This is a genomic window from Pseudomonas abietaniphila (assembly GCF_900100795.1).
GTDB classification, from domain to species: domain Bacteria; phylum Pseudomonadota; class Gammaproteobacteria; order Pseudomonadales; family Pseudomonadaceae; genus Aquipseudomonas; species Aquipseudomonas abietaniphila.
Genome location: NZ_FNCO01000031.1, coordinates 1 through 17,394, shown reverse-complemented (window position 1 = coordinate 17,394; position 17,394 = coordinate 1). Strand labels below are relative to the sequence as shown.

The window sequence follows — 17,394 nt, the reverse complement described above, 5'->3', positions numbered from 1 at the left end:
TTCCGTGAAACCTGCTCCTCGACTTTCCCCGAATATCGCGACGTCCGCGCTCGCTCAGTCCGCAGGTAAGCGCGTGCTGGTTTCACTGACCTTGCTTGCGCTGTTGTGGATCGGCATTGCGTGGGCGGTGGCGATTCCATGAGTGCGGCAATCGATCTGCACGACCTCACGGTCACGTACGAACGCCGCCCGGCGGTGCATCACGTCAGCGGGCGATTCGCCGCCGGGAGCCTCACGGCGATTGTCGGGCCCAACGGCGCGGGCAAATCGACCTTGATCAAAGCCATCGCCGGCACCTTGAAACCTGCCATGGGACGCGTGGACCGTGGCAGTCTGGCGACCCGCCACATCGGCTATCTGCCACAGGCCGCCGAGATTGATCGCAGCTTTCCGTTGAGCGTGGCGGACACCGTGATGATGGGCGCCTGGCGCAGCATCGGTGCGTTTCGTGGCGCTTCGCGCAAGCATGCAGAACAGGCACGAGAAGCGTTGAAAGCGGTGGGTCTGGAAGGCTTCGAAGGCCGCAGCATCAGCTCGTTGTCATCGGGGCAATTCCAACGGGTGTTGTTCGCCCGACTGTTGTTGCAGGACGCTTCGGTGATCCTGCTGGACGAGCCCTTCACGGCCATCGACGCCCGTACCACGCGCGACCTGCTCAAGCTGATCAGCACCTGGCACGGTCAAGGCCGTACCGTGATCGCGGTGCTGCATGACATCGAACAAGTCCGCCAGCATTTCCCCAGCACGTTGCTGCTGGCTCGCGAAATTATCGCGTGGGGCAACACCGCCGACATCCTCCATGCCGACAACTTGCGCCGCGCCAAGAACATGGCCGAGCACTGGAGCCCTGACGCGCAAGCGTGCGATGTCGAACAGGAGGCAGCGCTGTGACGCTCTATAGCCTGCTGATTCAGCCCTTTGTCGATTTCGGTTTCATGCGCCGCGCGCTGGTGGCTTGCCTGGCATTGGGTATCGGCTCAGGCCCCGTCGGCGTGCTGTTGATGCTTCGGCGCATGAGTCTGGTGGGTGATGCCATGAGCCACGCGGTTCTGCCGGGCGCGGCGGTGGGCTTCCTGTTCGCAGGGCTGTCACTGCCAGCGATGGGGTTTGGCGGATTGATTGCCGGGCTTGCCGTCGCACTGCTGTCGGGCCTGGTCAGTCGTTTCACCACCCTGCGCGAGGACGCCAGCTTCGCCAGTTTCTACCTGACATCGCTCGCCGCCGGGGTCCTGATCGTCTCGCTTCACGGTTCCAACGTCGACCTGCTGCACGTGCTGTTCGGCACCATTCTGGCCATCGACGATCAGGCCATCTTCATGGTCGGCGCCATCGCCTCCTTCACGCTGATATTGCTCGCGCTGATCTATCGTCCGCTGATCCTGGAATGCTTCGATCCCGGTTTTCTGAGGGCTGTCGGCGGGCGCGGATCGCTGTATCACGTGCTGTTTCTGCTGTTGGTGGTGCTTAACCTGGTCGCGGGCTTTCAGGCCCTGGGCACGCTGATGGCCGTCGGCATGATGATGCTGCCAGCGACCGTTGCGCGTTTCTGGTCGAGCTCGCTAACCGGCATGATCGTGATTTCTACCGTCGTCGCAACGCTGTCCGGCTTCATCGGCCTGATCGTTTCCTACCACGCCAGCGTGGCGTCGGGGCCGGCCATCGTCCTGACCGCCAGCGCCTTCTACCTGTTCTCACTGTTCTTTGGACGCAGCGGTTTTCTGCGCCGTCTGTTCCCGAGGGTTCACCTGTCCGGCTGATCGTTCTCTCATCGCAAGGAAATCACATGAAACGTTTGACGCTTCTGACCGCCGCACTGGCGTTGTCGGGCCTGGCCAACTTCGCCCAGGCAAAAACCCTGGAAACCGTCGCATCCTTCACGGTCATCGCCGACATGGTGCACAACGTGGGCGGCGATCACGTCCACGTCACCTCGCTGATCGGGCCCAATGGCGACCCACATGTCTATGAGCCGACACCCAATGACGCGCAGGCCTTGAAGAAAGCCGACGTGGTGTTCGTCAGCGGTCTGCATCTGGAAGGCTGGCTGGACCGCCTGATCACGGCGTCCGGTTACAAGGGCGAACCGGTGGTGCTGTCCAACGGAATCATGACCCGCAGCATGGAAGAAGACGGGAAGAAAATCACCGACCCGCATGCCTGGAATAGCGCGGTAAACGGCATCGTCTACGTCAGAAATATCATCAAAGCACTGCAGAAAGCCGACCCGGAAAATGCGGCTGACTACAAGGCAAATGGCGACAAGTACATCGCGCAATTGCAGGACATGGACGCCTACGCACGTGCGCAGATCAACGCCATCCCGGTCGCGCAGCGCAAGGTGCTGACTTCTCACGATGCCTTTGGCTATTTCGGTGACGCCTACGGCGTGACCTTCCTGTCGCCGCTGGGTTTTTCGACGGAAACCGAAGCGTCAGCCGCTGATGTCGGCAAGTTGATCACTCAGATCAAGCATGAACATGTCAGCGCTTACTTCTTCGAGAACTCCGGCGACCCGCGCCTGGTGCAGCAGATCGCAAAAGCCAGCGGCGCGCACCCGGGCGGTGAGTTGTACGTGGAGTCGTTGTCGCCTGCCGACGGCCCGGCACCCACCTACGTGAAGATGTTTCGCTACAACGTGGACAAGATGACGGCGGCGATGAAAGGGCAGTAATGACCGGGATGATTGCTGCATCACTGAACCGAAATGATCATCTCTCTCTGTCACGGCGCAATCTTTAACGGTGGGAGCGAATTCATTCGCGAGGCGGCGGAACAGCCGATAAAGCTGTGTCGGCCGAACTATTTTTCGCGAATGAATTCGCTCCCACAGGTTGTTCCGCGCAAAGTCAGCACGCCCAAGACGCTTCGCTGTCAGCCTCAATCCCGTATTTCTCGATCACTTGAACGGCAACATCAGCCGCCAACGTCCCCTCCTCCACCAACGCGGTCACGGCCGCGAGGACGATGTGATACCGGTCGACTTCGAAGAAACCCCGCAACTGCGCACGGGTGTCGCTGCGGCCAAAACCGTCAGTGCCCAGTACCGTGTAATCACTCGTCACGTAAGACCCGATCAGCTGCGGCAGCGCTCGCACGTAGTCCGATGCGGCAATCACAGGGGCGCCTTTGGGCAGACACTCATCCAGATGACTCGCGCGCTTCTCGTGCTGAGGATGCAGGCGGTTCCAGCGCTCGACCTCACGTGACTCTCGCGCCAGTTCGGTGAAGCTGGTGACGCTCCAGATTTCGCTGTCGATCTGCCAGTCCTGCGCCAGCAACTCAGCGGCTGCAATCACCTCACGCAGTATCGTGCCTGACCCCATCAGGCGCACTTTGCCTCGGGCGCTGCCGGCTGCCCGGTGACCGAAACGGTACATGCCGCGAATGATCGATGACTCAACCCCTTCCAAAAGCGAAGGCTGAGCGTAGTTTTCATTCATCAGCGTGACGTAGTAGAACTCATCGACATCGTGCTCCAGCATCTGGCGCATGCCGTGATCGAGGATGACCGCAAACTCGCCGGCGAACGCAGGATCGTAAGCACGGCAATTCGGTACGGTAGAGGCCATCAGGTGACTGGAGCCGTCCTGATGCTGCAAGCCCTCACCGCCCAGCGTGGTTCGGCCTGCCGTGGCGCCCAGCAAGAATCCACGCGCACGCTGATCGGCTGCGGCCCAGATCAGATCGCCGACACGCTGAAAGCCGAACATGGAGTAATAGATATAAAACGGCAGCATGCGCAGGCCATGAGCGGAGTAACTGGTGGCCGCCGCCACCCACGAACTGATCGCCCCGGCCTCGCTGATGCCCTCTTCCAGAATCTGGCCGTTGGTGGCCTCGCGATAACTCAGAATCGACCCGATGTCCTCAGGCTCGTAACGCTGGCCGACGCTGGAGTAAATCCCGATCTGCTTGAACAGATTCGCCATGCCGAATGTGCGGGCCTCGTCCGCCACGATGGGCACCACGCGCGGACCGAGCTGTTTATCCTTGAGCAGGTTGCCGAGCATCCGCACGAACGCCATCGTGGTCGACATCTCCTTGCCACCCGCTTGCGTAGCGAAGCTGGCCCAGGATTCCCGCGCCGGCACCGCGATGCTGGACGCGACGCTGCTACGGCTGGGCATCGAACCGCCCAAGGCTTGACGGCGCTGCTGCAGATAACGCATTTCTGCGCTGTGGCGCTCGGGCTTGATAAAGCTCAGGCCCTCGGCCTGATCGTCAGTCAGCGGCAAATTGAAGCGGTCGCGGAAGTTGATCAGCGCTTCACGATCCAGTTTTTTCTGCTGGTGCGTGGTCATCTTGCCTTGCCCGGCCTCCCCCATGCCGAAGCCCTTCTTGGTCTGCGCAAGAATCACGGTCGGACGGCCTTTGTGCCGAGTGGCAGCGCTATAAGCGGCAAAGATTTTAACCAGGTCATGGCCGCCACGCTTGAGCCGATCGATCTGCTCGTCAGTCAGGCCTTGAGCCAGTTGACGCAGTGCCTCGTTCTGACCAAAGAAATGCTCGCGGTTATACCCACCGTCCTTGGCCGCGAAGGTCTGGAACTGACCGTCAACGGTCTGCGACAGCGCGCGGACCAGTGAGCCATCGTGATCCCGGGCAAACAGAGCGTCCCAGTCAGAACCCCAGACCAGCTTGATCACATTCCAGCCCGCCCCGCTGAACAACGCCTCGAGCTCATCGATGATCCGACCGTTGCCTCGCACCGGCCCGTCCAGACGCTGCAGGTTGCAGTTGACCACCCATGTCAGGTTGTCGAGCCCTTCACGCGCTGCCAGGGTCAGCGCGGACATGCTTTCCGGCTCATCCATCTCACCGTCGCCGAAGACGCCCCAGACATGCCGGGTCGAGGTGTCCTGCAAACCGCGGTGCTGCAGATAGCGCATGAACCGCGCCTGATAAATCGAGCTGATCGGGCCAATGCCCATGGAGCCAGTGGGGAACTGCCAGAAGTCAGGCATCAGCCAGGGGTGTGGATAACTTGAGAGACCGCGAGCACCGGCTTTCACCGCTCCGATCTCCTGGCGATAGTGCGTCAGATCTTCCTCGCTCAAGCGTCCTTCGAGAAACGCCCGCGCATAAATGCCCGGCGCCGAATGCGGCTGATAAAACACCAGATCGCCGCCATGTTGATCACCCTTGGCACGGAAGAAATGGTTGAATCCTACTTCGAACAAATCGGCGGCGCTGGCATAGCTGGCGATGTGTCCACCCAGTTCGCCGTAAGCCTGGTTGGCGCGCACCACCATGGCCAGGGCGTTCCAGCGCATCAATGATGCCAGACGCTCCTCAATGGCCAGATCGCCCGGAAACGCCGGTTGCTGGGCCACACCAATCGTATTGATGTACGGCGTTCCAAATGCAGGCTGCCAGCCGATTTTCGGATCACGCGCCAATTGCGCCAACCTTTCGAGAATTTCGCGCGCGCGCTCGGGGCCTGCGTTATCCACAAGCGACATCAGCGCTTCCTGCCACTCACTGATTTCCAACTGATCGTGATGGCTTCGCGCGGCCTCGGCTGCGGAAATACTGGAATCGAAATGGCTCATGGACACCTCCCGTTGATTAAGGAAAAGTCTATGCTTCAGCGTGCAGATTTAATGACCGATCTGAGCAAAAGGATTGCCATTCAACGGCATAAAACGCTTTAAAAATGGAAAATAGAAGCACGATGAACTTCGACAGCATTGACCTGAAAATCCTTCGCGAGCTGCAACGAGACAGCAGTCTGTCCAACGTTGAACTCGCCAAACGCGTACACCTGTCACCCTCACCCTGCCTGGCACGTGTCAAAGCGCTGGAAGCCTCCGGCTGCATTCGCGAATACGTTGCACTGCTGGCGCCCGAACATCTGGGGCTGCGGCTGAACGTGTTCATCTCCATCAGCCTGAAAGAGCAAAGCCGCGAAGCGCTGCAGAATTTCGAGCGCCGGGTCTGCGAGTGCGAAGAAGTGATGGAGTGCTACCTGATGACCGGCGACGCGGACTATTTGCTGCGCGTGGTGATGGCCGACATGCAGGCCCTCGAACATTTCATCATCGAACGCCTGTCGCCCATGCCAGAGGTGGAGAAGATCCGCTCCAGCCTTTCGCTCAAACAGGTACGTTACAAAACCGCTCTGCCGTTGCGGCCTTGATGCCAATGAACCGGGCGATCCTGCATCTGTCGAACCGGACGCCGGTCCGGCGGGTCAATGCCTGTATGCTGGCGCACCCGACAGCCGCCAGCATTGATGAAAAGGAAGCTCAATGACCGCCCTCTCTTTCGCGCCGTTTCAAGACCTCGCTGACAAGCTGATCCCCCACACGGTGGCCGAAAAAGTCGATGGTTCTCACGACGTCTCGCACCTGCACCGGGTCTGGAGCAACGTCTGCGCGATCCGCGACAAGGAAGGCGGCGATCATCAAACGTTGCTCGCCGCAACCCTGCTGCATGACTGCGTGGCCGTGGAAAAGAACTCGCCGTTTCGCGCCAGTGCGTCACGCCTTGCGGCGGCGAAAGCCACCGAGTTGCTGGCGCAAATGGGTTGGGACGAAGCGCGCACGCAAGCGGTCGCACACGCCATCGAATGCCACAGCTTCTCGGCCAATATTACGCCTACTACGCTGGAAGCCAGAATCCTTCAGGACGCCGACCGTCTTGATGCGATCGGTATGGTCGGCGTGGCCCGGCTGTTCTATGTTTCCGGCCGCATGGGCAGCCAGCTCTACGACGCTCACGACCCACAAGCACGACATCGCGAACTGGACGACAAGCGCTTCGCCGTGGATCACTTCAAGACCAAGATTTTTACTTTGGTTCAGGGCTTTCAGACGGCAACGGGCAGGCAGATGGCGCAGGTCAGGCATGACCGTGCACAGCGTTTTTTGCAGGAATTCATGGATGAGATCGGGGCCTGAGCTGACTACCTAAGGCAGAAGACATTTCGATCAGAGCGAGATCTCTGAAGGTTCATGCGTCTTCAGCCAGTCCACCAGCGCAGCGTTCATTCGCGTTTGCCAGCCCGGGCCGGAGGCTTTGAATTGTTGAACAACTTCGTGCTCAAGACGAATCGTGATGCGCTCGCGCACAATCGAAGACTTTGGCCGTCCTCGTTTGACCCGCTGTTCACCTTGATACTCATCCGCTTGTTCAAAAAAAGCGTCCGAAAGTTCAGGAGCATCGTCCGGATCAACCCAGGCGGTGCCGATAGAGGTTTTGTTCGCGCTCATTGGCTTTCCTCATGGAAATGATGCGGCGAGCCGCGCCGCGCGGTGTCCAGACCAGAACGACCAAACGCTCCAGCAGCATCCCTACTGTGATGAAGCGGCGCTCGCCATAGTCATGCCGCACATCCTCTGCCGTCAGATGCCTACCCGCAAACACAGCATTTGCATCGGCAAAATCAAGACCACGTTCGAGCAGTGTTTTGTCGCGCTTAACGATATCGAAGATTATCTGGATCGAATTATTGTATGTACAGAAAATAATCTAACAATGGCTTGGACAGAGGTTCAGAAAGATCCCACAACCTACGCTGAAAAAGCCTGGATAGAGCCTTGTGGCTTTCACAGCCGCACCGTTCATCGGACCGCCCTCAAAACACAACAAATCTGAAACATTTCTTTTTCGATGTCACAAAGACATCACGGAACGTCTCTATAACCAAGTCTCCGGTGTATTCGATGGGATTGGTTGCTGTGAAAAGGTTTCTCCGTGGTTTAGTCCGTCCTTCTTCCAGGCCTGCTTTCTTGCGGCGCTTTCGGATTGCTCAGCGGCTGGTGCTGTGTTTTAGCGTGACCGCCCTGTTGCTGGTCGCGCTCGGTGTGTTTTGTCTGCTGCAGATGCAAAACATCCGGGACCAGGGTGAGGCGGTGGAAAGCGGTTCGCTGCCGAGTATCGCCATGGCGGATGCTATTGCCATCGACCTGATCAAGCTGCGCGGGGAAAGCGCGCGTCTGATCGCCAATGCTGACGATCCTGGCGCGGTGGTGACCAGCAAGATCAACATCGAGCAGTTGAAGAACGAGGTCGAGAAAAGCTTCAGCGATTACCTGGCTCATGCCACGGACAGCACCGAACGCGACTCCATCAAAGCCCTGCAAGAGGCTTATGCGGCGTTCATGCCAGGGTTGCATGACGAGACAAGCTTGATCGAGCAGCGCAAGCTCGACGACGCGCGCATGCTGCTCAACACCACCCTGAGCATGCAGGGCGACTTGATGGACATGCAGGTTCAATTGCTCCGAGAGCTGAACAAGCAAAGCGCCGCGGCGGCCGTCGATGCCGGCGGCGCGCGTTTCCATCAGACCCGCATCATCGCGGTCAGCGCCATCGTTGTCGCGTTGGTGCTGACGCTGCTACTGGCTTGGCGCCTGAGCGTGAGCATCATCGGCCCTCTGCGCCAATCCCTGCAGATCGCCCGCACGATTGCCGAAGGCGACCTGAGTCCGCAGCCCATTCCGGAAGGCAAGGACGAAACCGCGCAGCTGCTGAAGATGCTCGGCCAAATGCGCAGCAATCTACACGGTACCATCGATCAAATTTACGCCGCCGCCAGCCAGCTGAGTCAGTCGGTACAGGAAATGGGCGCCATCGCCGACGCGAGTGCAAAAAACCTGCAGCTGCAAAACGATGAAATCGAACAGGCGGCCGTGGCGGTCAACCAGATGAGTCAGGCGGCCGTAGAGGTTGCCGATAACGCCACCAACACGTCGAACGAATCCAAAGCCTCGAACGAAGCCGCCGCCGAAGGGCGCTTGCGCCTGACCGGAACCATCGATTCAATCAAGGAACTGACTGACAACGTCCTCGATTCTTCGCATCAGGCCGATGGTCTTGCCGAGCGCACCTTGAGCATCAGCAAGATCCTCGAAGTCATTCGCGCCATCGCCAATCAGACCAATCTGCTGGCGCTGAACGCCGCCATCGAAGCCGCTCGCGCGGGTGAAGCGGGTCGCGGCTTCGCCGTCGTGGCTGACGAGGTGCGATCACTGGCCCAACGCACCAGCGCCTCGACCACCGAGATCGAAAGCCTGATCAACGATGTTCAAAAAAGCACTCAGGAGACCGCCGAAACCCTGCGAGTGACCGCCTCTCAGGCCAGCCAGACGCTGGAGCAGGCCGCAGCCACCAGTCAGGCGTTGACGGTGATCATCAGTTCGACGTCGACCATCAGTGATCGTAATGTCCTGATCGCCAGTGCCGCCGAGCAGCAGGCAGCGGTCGCCAACGAAGTGGATCGCAACCTGAGCAGCATTCGTGATCTATCGACACAATCAGCGTCGGGCGCCCAGCAAACGACCGTGGCCAGCAACGCCTTGGCCATGCTCGCCACGGACCTGAACACGATGGTGCAGCGGTTCGTGTTGTAGACCGAGGTGGCCACACTGTAGGAGCGCGCTTGCCCGCGATTGCAACGCGGTCCGGCGACATCCGTGTCACTGCCACACCGCAGTGCGGGCGAACGCGCTCGTGCGCCATCCGTACAAACGTCGAACACACTTCGTCACAGCCAGACGCGACGACCTCGCAAATCACTCACCCAATGGACGCAACCGATATTGCGGTGGCAGTTGTTCAAAACCGCTGATCGTGGCGTTCAGGCTCTTCCAGCGACCGTCCTTGATGCCGTAGATGCAACCATGGATCGACAGTTTCTGTCCGCGATGCCAGGCGTTCTGCACGATGCTGGTGTGGCCAACGTTGGCCACTTGCTGAATCACGTTCAGCTCGCACAGGCGGTCGACTTGTTCTTCTTCGGTCGGCAGCTTGCTCAACAGCTCGCGGTTCTCGTAGTACAGATCACGAATCGTCCGCAGCCAGCCGTCAATCAGGCCGAACTGGCGGTCCTGCATGGACGCGCGCACGCCGCCACAGCCGTAGTGGCCGGTGACCAGGATATGTTTGACCTTGAGCACATCGACCGCGTACTGGATCACCGACAGGCAGTTCAGGTCAGTGTGCAGCACGACGTTGGCGACGTTGCGGTGTACGAACAGATCGCCCGGCAGCATGCCCACGATTTCATTGGCGGGGACACGAGCGTCCGAACAACCGATCCAGAGGAATTCCGGCGTCTGCTGGCGAGCCAGCTTGGCAAAGAACTCAGGGTCTTCTTCCTTGATGGCAGCAGCCCAACGTTCGTTGTTGTCGATCAAGTCTTGTAGTTCGTTCATGCGTTGATGCCTCGGAAATGATGCTCAGCTATGACTGGGGCTCGGCGCTTCAGGTCACTCCGTTTTGCCACTACCGATCGAGAACCGGAGGGAATCTTCAACGTGCGTCCCGGTCCACCCAATTAAGACCGCACACAATGAGGATTTGCCATGAACGATTCACGCCGACCTTACGGTGCTACGCAGCCCGAACCGATCGATGACAACGAAGACCGCATGGGCTCGATGGAAGAGCTCAACTTCAACGACAGTAACGAGCCCAGCGGACGTATCGGTGACATGATCCCCGAGGATGAGCTGGAAACCTATATTCCCGACGAACGTGTCCGCGAAGCAGGGATGACCGGCGCATCGACCGACGATCACAACCCGACCGACGATGACATGAGCCCGGAAACCCTGATCGGCGAAGACGGCGCGCGCTCTCCCCGAGAGAGAGGAGAAGACGGACCGGCAGACTTTGATTTGAGTATTGTCGACGAAGATGAAATCGGCGCGGGCGGCGGTCTGGACGAAGAAGAAATGGCGATTCTGGACCCGCTGGACGGCAAGCCGGGCGTGTGATGTTCATTTCTAAGGAATGACAACGTTTGTACCTGTGGGAGCGAATTCATTCGCGAAAATTCACCCATCCGATGCATCTCTCTCGGATACACGAATGTTCGCGAATGAATTCGCTCCCGCAGTGTTGGCGCAGGGCGAAATCAGTCAACCAGCGTACACGCCATCACGAGCGCATCTTCGCGCCCGCCAACCGCCGGGTAATAGTCTCGACGGCGGCCCACTTCGTTGAAGCCATAACGCTCGTACAGCCGATAGGCCGACTGGTTACTGGCTCGCAGCTCCAGGAAACACTCACGACCGTTGAGCTCATAAGCGCGCTTCATCAACTTGTCCAGCAACAGCAACCCCAAACCACGGCCCTGGCTTTCAGGCTTGACGGTGATGTTGAGCAGATGAGCTTCATCGATAATGACATTGATCACGCCATGGCCGACTTGCTGATTGCCCTCGAACATCAACCAGATTTCGTAGGATTTCAGACCATCGAGAAAAATTCCGCGCGTCCAAGGGTGACTGAATGCTGCGTATTCAATCTTCAATACCGCATCCAGATCGGCTTCGGTCATGCGGCGAAACGTTACGGCATCACTCATTTACGCTCTTCCAACGCCCCATAAGCTTACGCATGGCGCGCCACACGTCGGCCTTGCGCTGAGGCTCGTCCATCAACAGTTCCAGACCCGGCAGCGCCCAGGCCGAACCCAGGCCTTCGACCTGGAATTCTAAATTGTAGGATTCGGCGTCGGCCTCACCGGCAAAACGCACCGCTGGCAGCCCGATCAGCCACAAACAGGTGCAAGGTTCTTCTTCGGTGCGGGCGTAGAGAAACCCTTGAACAAAGTCGCGTGCGGCTTCCGGCCCTTGATTCATCTGTCCACGGACCAGCAACGGCCAACGCACCGGCTCGCCGATAATCTGCGGACTGTCCGGCAGCCCGGCAGCCCGCAACATGTCTTTGAGCAGAAGATACGAAGGATCACGACTCTGAAACGGCTCGCCGGTTGCCAGCTCGACCAGCAACAGGCACTTGCCAGCGCGCAGCAATTGCAGCGCGAAGCGTGGCGGCGGCACAACTGGAGCCTTGGCGACGGCTGGAGCAGCGTCTTCGTCTTTATCAGCCTTGGCAACCGTCGGCTTAACGGTGGCGGATGGCCGGGGAATCTCGATTTTCGGCCGCTCGACCGTACGCGCAACCGGCGCCGGGCTGCTGGCAGCAGGCGTCTGGCTTACCTGCGAGACACCGGCCGAACGCACCTCCTCCACGGCGGCGTCTTCGAACACCGGCAACGGCGCAAGCAGCTCCGGACGCGAAGGCGCGGCAAAGGGCAGTTCGGTGCGCGGCAGCCAGCTGACCACCTGCATGGCGGTCAGATAAGCGCGGCGGCGAGGCTCGTTGAGCAAGGGACAGCCACCTGTGGATAAAGTCAGGAGGGGGATTCTACAGACCTTCGACGAATCACGCCGCAGTTGATCGACTGAGGGTGAAAACCATCGGCTGCGATGCAGTACAATTGCCGCTTTTATTTGCCAACCAGCGGCCATCCGATGATCGAACCTAAGCGCGTCCTGCGCGCCCTTGCCGAACACTGGGCGCTTCTTGAGCCACTGTGCGAGCATTTCGACCAAGGCACCTTGAGCCTGAGCGAACTGCGTCTGCAACTGGCCGCCCAGCAACTGGAAAGTACGCCACAGGACATCACCAACCTGCTGGATGTGTGGATTCGTCTCGACATTCTGGTTCCCGTGGCCAAGAGCCCGAACCGTTTCGAGCTGAACGCGCAGATCCACGACTTTCTGTCATACCTGCGACGCGAACACCGCTTGGGCCTGTGCCTGGAAATCGAAGCCTATTTGCGCCATCTGGAGCGCCTGGCCGGCTATATCCAGGAAGCCTTTGAAGCGCGCGATGCCAACGACCTCGCCCGGCAACTGCGCCTGCTCGACATGCGCGTGCGCGACGTCCTGAAAAAGCTGGCGAACGACGAGCAGGCGTTGGTCGCTGTGGCCGAACGCGCCAAGACCAGCGACCGGCAGATCCCGCTGCGCCAGCGCTATGCAGAAGTCCTCGCGACGTGGGACGAATACGTCGAGCCGATGATTCAACTGGTAAACGCTGACGGCGCGTTCGAACAAGGCGTACGCAAGGTAGAGAACGTGCTGCTGCGCATGCTCACCGATCAACAGCGCCTCGGCCATCTGGTTGACGACGACATGCTGCTGCGCACCCACGCGCGCATCCTTGAAATGCAGACCAGCGCTCAACTGACGTTGCGTCACGCGCGTGAACTGTTGCTACCGCTGCGTGAGGAAGCCCGTCGCCACAATGCCGTGACTCGGGGTGCAGCGCTCGCGCTGTCGGCCATTCGCCGCAAAGGCATCGACGCCGTGCCGCAGGCAGCCATGCCGATGTTCACGCGTCCGCAGAGCACCTTCCTCGGCAGCGCCAATCAGGTCGAAGCTTACGTCTACGCCCTGGCGCGGTTTGAAGCCAAACCGGCGCGATTCCCCAAGGCCAGCGTGACCCGTAAAGGTGAGCGTCCTCAAGCGCCACGCACGGTCAAGGAGATGGTCGAGCGGTGCGAAGAAGCCCTGCCGATGCCGGACCTGATGGTCTGGCTGCTGGAGCAGGAGCCGACCGGTGCAACCGACGAATTGCTGTACTGGTTCTCGCGCCTGTCGCGGGAAAAACGCTTCAAACGCGAGCGCCTCGAACGCCGCGAATACCTGACCCAGGAGCACCGCGTCAGCCTGCGCTCCTTCGCCCTGCTCTCGAGCAAAGACGCAACCCCAGAGAATTCCGAGGGCACCGCCCATGCATCTTGATCTATCCGAAATGTCCCAGCTCGCGCCGATCTTTCGCGAGCTGTTCAAGGGTTATCACATCAGCCGCCGCGATCCGGAGCTGTACGCCCAACTGTCGAACGTCCAGGACCAATACCGCACACTGTTCAAGGCGCTCGGTTTCGAGCTGGTCTGCGACACCCGCGGCTTCTATTACTTCGTACCCGACCTGGCCGCCGCACAAGTCAACAAGACCGCGCAACGCCTGGCGCTCTTCACGTTCATCCTTGTCGAGCACCTGGCTGACCAGGGTCGCGACCCGGTCGCCGTTCTGGACGGTGGCAGCCTGGGCCGTGATGAACTCCCGTCGCTGCTGGAAAAGTACCGCGACCTGTTTCTTCAGGCCGAGGTGCAGACCCAGGAAGAGCTGGAAGAGAAAATCATGCGCCGCATGACTCAACTCGGCTTCGCCTCCGAAGAAGTGGGCATCTACCGCTTCCTGCCGCCGATGCACCGCTTCCTTGATGTCTGCCTGTCGGTCCAGCAGGACCGGGATCTGGCCGCCAGTCTGCACAGCGATCTGCCGTTGCCGACGCCGGTGTTGATCGACGATGACAGCGACGAAAAACTGCTGCAGACCGACGACCCGCTGGATCTGGCCGAGTTTGAGGAAACAGAAGAATCCGAAGAGCAGGCCCTTGCCCGCGCGATCGCCGAAGAACAGGAGCTTGATGCATGAGCCAGGAACGCTACGGCATCCGCCGATTCGCCCTGCTGAACACGGCCGGTTACAGCCTCGGGCTGTTTCCGCTGGAACACCCGCTGTCGGTCTATGGCGCAAACAACCTTGGCAAGAGTGCCTCGATCAACGCGCTGCAATTCCCGATTCTGGCGCGCATGTCGGACATGAGCTTCGGCAAGTACAGCCTTGATCAGTCGCGCCGCTTTTACTTCGCGACAGACACCAGCTACATCCTGGTGGAAGTTGCGCTGCCTCACGGCCCGCACGTGATCGGCGTGGTCGGTCGCGGCCCGGGTGGCGGTTTCGGTCACCAGTTCTTCGCCTATGCCGGCAAACTGGATCTGGCCCATTACCAGAAGAACGACACCTGCCTGCGCCAGAAAGAACTGTTTGCCAATCTGGAAAGCCAGGGCCTGAAAGCCTACGAGCTTAAACCTGATGAACTGCGTCGCTTGCTGGTTGGCGGTCACACGTCGATCCCTCTGGACCTGACCCTGATCCCACTGCGCTCGACCAGTGAGCAGAGCCTGAAGACATTCCGCGCGCTGTTCATCAACTTGCTGCACATGCGCGAAATCACTGCCGCCAAACTCAAGCAGCTGTTCCTTGATGCGTTCGAACACAGCCTGCGTTCCGGCAGCGTCGACTACATTGCCGCGTGTGAAGAGGCCTTCCGCGATGTCCGTCGCATGGAACAGGACTACAACGCCCTGGTGCTCGCAGGCCCCCTGGTTGAAGCGCTGGCCAACGGCGTAAAACAGCGCGACATCTTGCGCGGCAAGCTGCATCGTCTGTCGCCGCTGCTCGATTCGTTGCTCGGCACTTGGCAGGACTACTCCAACGCACGTAAGGAAGAGCTGGTCATCCAGGCCGAGCACTACCGCGGCGAACAAGACGCGCTGCAAAACGATCAGCGTGGCGGTACTCAGGAACTGATGCGCCTGGAGCGCGAGATCAGCAACATCCAGCGCTGGATCGGCGAACTGGCGGTGTTGAAGAATCGTTTCGCGCTGGTCGACGACGTTAAAACGCTTGAACAACAGCTGCTGGCTGCCAAAGATGCGCACGATGAACTGGCGGGTGCACTGGCTCAGTCTCGTCAGTTCAGCGCGGAAGATCTGGACGAGCGCCTGCGCGATCTGGAAAAGCGCCTGAAGTCGGTGAAGCAGCAACTCGATCACGCCGACAACAACAGCTATGCCCGTCTTCGTGAAGAGTTTTCGCAACCCGACGTCGAACGTTTGATGCGCCTGTTCAACAGCGCACTGTTCAGCCTGCCGCTGGGTGAACAAGGTATCGCACTGGACGACGGCGAAGCGTGGGTCAAATCACTGGAAGCGATTCTCGACGGCTTCAAAGGCGAGCGTTTCGAAGTGCCGGGGCTGTCGATCAACCTGTCCCACATCGAACCACCCGCCTTGCAGGCACTGGCTGACCGCGCGGCATTGCGCGATCAGAAAGAACGTCTGGAGAAAGAACTCAAGCAGCTGAAAACCCAGCAAGCGGTGGCGGCTGACCGGGCTGCGAGCAAGACTCAGACTGAAGCGCTGTATCAACAGGTGCTGGACGCCCAGAAGGCGCTTGAAGACTTCCGCCGCACCCAGACCTTGACGGCAGAGGAAGGCGAGAAGCTGGAGCAACTGGCGCAGATGGAAGCCGCTCAAGACGAACTCAAGCGTTCCAGCGATGCTTTCACCGAGCGCGTCCAACAACTGTCGGCCAAGCTGCAATTGGTCGGCCGTCAGATTGGTGATCTCGAATCCAAACAACGCACGCTGGACGACGCCCTGCGGCGCCGTCAGCTGCTGCCGACGGATCTGCCTTTCGGCACGCCGTTCATGGAGCCCGTGGACGATTCGCTGGATAACTTGCTGCCGTTGCTCAATGACTACCAGGACAGCTGGCAAGGTTTGCTGCGCTGCGACGGTCAGATTGAAGCGCTGTACGCGCAGGTTCGTCTGAAAGGTGTGGCCAAGTTCGACAGCGAAGACGACATGGAGCGCCGTCTGCAACTGTTGATCAACGCGTATGCGCACCGCACCGATGAAGCCCTGACACTGGGCAAGGCTCGTCGTGCTGCCGTCACCGACATTGCGCGTACGCTGCGAAACATTCGCAGTGACTATGACAGTCTTGAACACCAACTGGCATTGTTCAACCGCGAGATCAACCGACGTCAGGTTTCCAACCTCGAAAGCTTCCGCATCGTGCTCGCGCCGAACAAAGAAGCGCTCAAGCACATCGATCAGATCATTCACAGCGCCGGTCAGTATGAAGAAGGTGAAACGCTGTCAGTGTTCGACCTGAGCCAGAGCGCAGAGCAAGACAACAAGAACGAGGAGGCCAAGGAATACCTGGCGCGTCTCGTGGCCGCGAATCATAACCAGTTGGGCCTGAAAGACCTGTTCGAGTTGGCGTTCGAAATCACCAAGGTGAACAGCCAGCCGGTTATCCACACCGACATCGACGGTGCGGCGTCCAACGGGACGACCATGACCATCAAGGCGCTGACCAACATGTACCTGTTGTTGCACCTGATGGACCGTGACCAGGCCGGTCGCGTTCGCCTGCCTTACTACCTGGACGAAGCCGCTGACATTGACGAAAGAAACCAGGCGGCGTTGCTGGAGACGAGCCTGCAGCTAGGCTTCGTACCCATCCTGGCGAGCGTGAAGCCTCAAGTGTCGGCGCACGTCGCGATCGACCTTGAAGGCGGCAGTGGCCCAGCGGGTATCTACATTGATGAGGCGGACTGGAAGTACATTCGTCGTCGTGACGAAGTGACAGCAGTGAAAGCCGTTGAAGTGGCCGTAGAGGCTGCGCAATAAGCTGAACTGAGTTGGACAGAAAGCCCCGCAGAGATGCGGGGCTTTTTTGTGCGTGCCTTTTTAGTCGAACTTGGGCGTACGGAGAGTTGAACACCTGTCATCCGGCATAGCGAATGGGATCATCACGACGGTAGGACGCCAAACCCAAAGCGCTATACAGGGGCCTTTAGGAGGGAGCTCACTGGCGACCAATCCTTATGGGCTCTCAAGCTTTTCCGGGCGCAAAAACAAAACCCCATCTGCTTTCGCAAATGGGGTTTCGGAATTTAATCTTGACGATGACCTACTCTCACATGGGGAAACCCCACACTACCATCGG

At 59.4% G+C, this 17,394-nt stretch carries 17 protein-coding genes and 1 pseudogene; 12 read left to right on the top strand and 6 right to left on the bottom strand.

Going from position 1 to position 17,394, the window contains the following annotated elements; translation table 11 throughout:
* Window positions 1-4 precede the first annotated feature (4 nt).
* From BLS87_RS34355 to BLS87_RS32440, 4 genes are read left to right on the top strand one after another with little or no spacing between them, the layout of a single operon-like run.
* A complete protein-coding gene (locus BLS87_RS34355) occupies window positions 5-142 on the top strand; it encodes a hypothetical protein (RefSeq protein WP_167362135.1) in 138 nt (45 codons plus the stop codon).
* Window positions 139-891, top strand: coding sequence for a zinc ABC transporter ATP-binding protein AztA (aztA, locus tag BLS87_RS32450; RefSeq protein ID WP_074759316.1), 753 nt, complete (start codon window positions 139-141; stop codon window positions 889-891). Before BLS87_RS34355 ends, aztA begins: the two co-directional genes overlap by 4 nt.
* Window positions 888-1,757: a metal ABC transporter permease gene (locus BLS87_RS32445; RefSeq protein WP_074759293.1), complete on the top strand. Its 870-nt coding sequence runs from the start codon at window positions 888-890 to the stop codon at window positions 1,755-1,757. Before aztA ends, BLS87_RS32445 begins: the two co-directional genes overlap by 4 nt.
* Before the next feature lie 26 nt (window positions 1,758-1,783).
* Complete coding sequence (locus BLS87_RS32440) at window positions 1,784-2,671, top strand: metal ABC transporter substrate-binding protein (RefSeq protein WP_074759291.1); 888 nt, start codon at window positions 1,784-1,786, stop codon at window positions 2,669-2,671.
* 175 nt (window positions 2,672-2,846) lie between these two features.
* On the opposite strand, the gene mdeB is transcribed toward BLS87_RS32440, so the two are convergent.
* On the bottom strand, window positions 2,847-5,552 hold the full coding sequence (gene mdeB, locus BLS87_RS32435) for an alpha-ketoglutarate dehydrogenase (protein ID WP_074759289.1): 2,706 nt from the start codon (window positions 5,550-5,552) through the stop codon (window positions 2,847-2,849).
* Between the two features lie 104 nt (window positions 5,553-5,656).
* On the opposite strand from mdeB, the gene BLS87_RS32430 reads away from it, so the two are divergent.
* Both BLS87_RS32430 and BLS87_RS32425 read left to right on the top strand, forming a co-directional pair.
* Entirely contained in the window at window positions 5,657-6,139 is a 483-nt protein-coding gene (locus BLS87_RS32430; protein ID WP_279616239.1) for an Lrp/AsnC family transcriptional regulator, read from the top strand.
* Window positions 6,140-6,251: 112 nt separating this feature from the next.
* On the top strand, window positions 6,252-6,902 hold the full coding sequence (locus BLS87_RS32425; RefSeq protein ID WP_074759286.1) for an HD domain-containing protein: 651 nt from the start codon (window positions 6,252-6,254) through the stop codon (window positions 6,900-6,902).
* 30 nt (window positions 6,903-6,932) lie between these two features.
* Here BLS87_RS32425 and BLS87_RS32420 read toward each other — a convergent pair whose 3' ends face one another.
* Together BLS87_RS32420 and BLS87_RS32415 are read right to left on the bottom strand one after the other, a co-directional pair.
* Window positions 6,933-7,214, bottom strand: coding sequence for a BrnA antitoxin family protein (locus BLS87_RS32420; protein ID WP_074759284.1), 282 nt, complete (start codon window positions 7,212-7,214; stop codon window positions 6,933-6,935).
* Window positions 7,174-7,407: a BrnT family toxin gene (locus BLS87_RS32415; RefSeq protein WP_244165940.1), complete on the bottom strand. Its 234-nt coding sequence runs from the start codon at window positions 7,405-7,407 to the stop codon at window positions 7,174-7,176. The genes BLS87_RS32420 and BLS87_RS32415 overlap by 41 nt, the downstream gene beginning before the upstream one ends.
* A gap of 260 nt (window positions 7,408-7,667) precedes the next feature.
* On the opposite strand from BLS87_RS32415, the pseudogene BLS87_RS35440 reads away from it, so the two are divergent.
* Window positions 7,668-8,498 (top strand): annotated as a pseudogene (locus BLS87_RS35440) (MCP four helix bundle domain-containing protein); the annotation flags it as partial.
* Entirely contained in the window at window positions 8,481-9,356 is an 876-nt protein-coding gene (locus tag BLS87_RS35435; RefSeq protein WP_425262260.1) for a methyl-accepting chemotaxis protein, read from the top strand. The pseudogene BLS87_RS35440 and the gene BLS87_RS35435, both read left to right, overlap by 18 nt.
* Window positions 9,357-9,518: 162 nt before the next feature.
* Here the strand turns inward: BLS87_RS35435 and can are convergent, their stop codons facing one another.
* A complete protein-coding gene (can, locus tag BLS87_RS32405; RefSeq protein ID WP_074759280.1) occupies window positions 9,519-10,160 on the bottom strand; it encodes a carbonate dehydratase in 642 nt (213 codons plus the stop codon).
* 150 nt (window positions 10,161-10,310) lie between these two features.
* On the opposite strand from can, the gene BLS87_RS32400 reads away from it, so the two are divergent.
* Entirely contained in the window at window positions 10,311-10,724 is a 414-nt protein-coding gene (locus BLS87_RS32400) for a serine kinase/phosphatase (protein ID WP_074759278.1), read from the top strand.
* 140 nt (window positions 10,725-10,864) lie between these two features.
* Here the strand turns inward: BLS87_RS32400 and rimI are convergent, their stop codons facing one another.
* Together rimI and BLS87_RS32390 are read right to left on the bottom strand one after the other, a co-directional pair.
* Entirely contained in the window at window positions 10,865-11,317 is a 453-nt protein-coding gene (gene rimI, locus BLS87_RS32395) for a ribosomal protein S18-alanine N-acetyltransferase (protein WP_074759276.1), read from the bottom strand.
* Window positions 11,310-12,125, bottom strand: a complete 816-nt coding sequence (locus BLS87_RS32390) for an energy transducer TonB (RefSeq protein ID WP_074759274.1) — start codon at window positions 12,123-12,125, stop codon at window positions 11,310-11,312. Before BLS87_RS32390 ends, rimI begins: the two co-directional genes overlap by 8 nt.
* A gap of 144 nt (window positions 12,126-12,269) precedes the next feature.
* Between BLS87_RS32390 and mksB the strand changes: the two genes are divergently transcribed.
* The 3 genes from mksB to mksF are packed head-to-tail and all read left to right on the top strand — an operon-like array spanning window position 12,270 to window position 17,075.
* On the top strand, window positions 12,270-13,547 hold the full coding sequence (mksB, locus tag BLS87_RS32385; RefSeq protein ID WP_074759314.1) for an Mks condensin complex protein MksB: 1,278 nt from the start codon (window positions 12,270-12,272) through the stop codon (window positions 13,545-13,547).
* Window positions 13,537-14,244, top strand: a complete 708-nt coding sequence (gene mksE, locus BLS87_RS32380) for an Mks condensin complex protein MksE (RefSeq protein WP_074759272.1) — start codon at window positions 13,537-13,539, stop codon at window positions 14,242-14,244. The genes mksB and mksE overlap by 11 nt, the downstream gene beginning before the upstream one ends.
* Window positions 14,241-17,075 (top strand): Mks condensin complex protein MksF, encoded by a 2,835-nt coding sequence (gene mksF, locus BLS87_RS32375; RefSeq protein WP_074759270.1) that lies wholly within the window; start codon window positions 14,241-14,243, stop codon window positions 17,073-17,075. The genes mksE and mksF overlap by 4 nt, the downstream gene beginning before the upstream one ends.
* The last annotated feature ends 319 nt before the right edge of the window (window positions 17,076-17,394 follow it).

What these genes read in the sequence shown, in the direction of transcription:
- aztA (WP_074759316.1), top strand. Translation starts at nt 139, where the DNA reads ATGAGTGCGGCAATCGATCTGCACGACCTCACGGTCACGTACGAACGC.
- BLS87_RS32440 (WP_074759291.1), top strand. Translation starts at nt 1,784, where the DNA reads ATGAAACGTTTGACGCTTCTGACCGCCGCACTGGCGTTGTCGGGCCTG.
- mdeB (WP_074759289.1), bottom strand. Translation starts at nt 5,552, where the DNA reads ATGAGCCATTTCGATTCCAGTATTTCCGCAGCCGAGGCCGCGCGAAGC.
- BLS87_RS32430 (WP_279616239.1), top strand. Translation starts at nt 5,657, where the DNA reads ATGGAAAATAGAAGCACGATGAACTTCGACAGCATTGACCTGAAAATC.
- BLS87_RS32425 (WP_074759286.1), top strand. Translation starts at nt 6,252, where the DNA reads ATGACCGCCCTCTCTTTCGCGCCGTTTCAAGACCTCGCTGACAAGCTG.
- BLS87_RS32420 (WP_074759284.1), bottom strand. Translation starts at nt 7,214, where the DNA reads ATGAGCGCGAACAAAACCTCTATCGGCACCGCCTGGGTTGATCCGGAC.
- BLS87_RS35435 (WP_425262260.1), top strand. Translation starts at nt 8,481, where the DNA reads ATGCTCGGCCAAATGCGCAGCAATCTACACGGTACCATCGATCAAATT.
- can (WP_074759280.1), bottom strand. Translation starts at nt 10,160, where the DNA reads ATGAACGAACTACAAGACTTGATCGACAACAACGAACGTTGGGCTGCT.
- BLS87_RS32400 (WP_074759278.1), top strand. Translation starts at nt 10,311, where the DNA reads ATGAACGATTCACGCCGACCTTACGGTGCTACGCAGCCCGAACCGATC.
- rimI (WP_074759276.1), bottom strand. Translation starts at nt 11,317, where the DNA reads ATGAGTGATGCCGTAACGTTTCGCCGCATGACCGAAGCCGATCTGGAT.
- mksB (WP_074759314.1), top strand. Translation starts at nt 12,270, where the DNA reads ATGATCGAACCTAAGCGCGTCCTGCGCGCCCTTGCCGAACACTGGGCG.
- mksE (WP_074759272.1), top strand. Translation starts at nt 13,537, where the DNA reads ATGCATCTTGATCTATCCGAAATGTCCCAGCTCGCGCCGATCTTTCGC.
- mksF (WP_074759270.1), top strand. Translation starts at nt 14,241, where the DNA reads ATGAGCCAGGAACGCTACGGCATCCGCCGATTCGCCCTGCTGAACACG.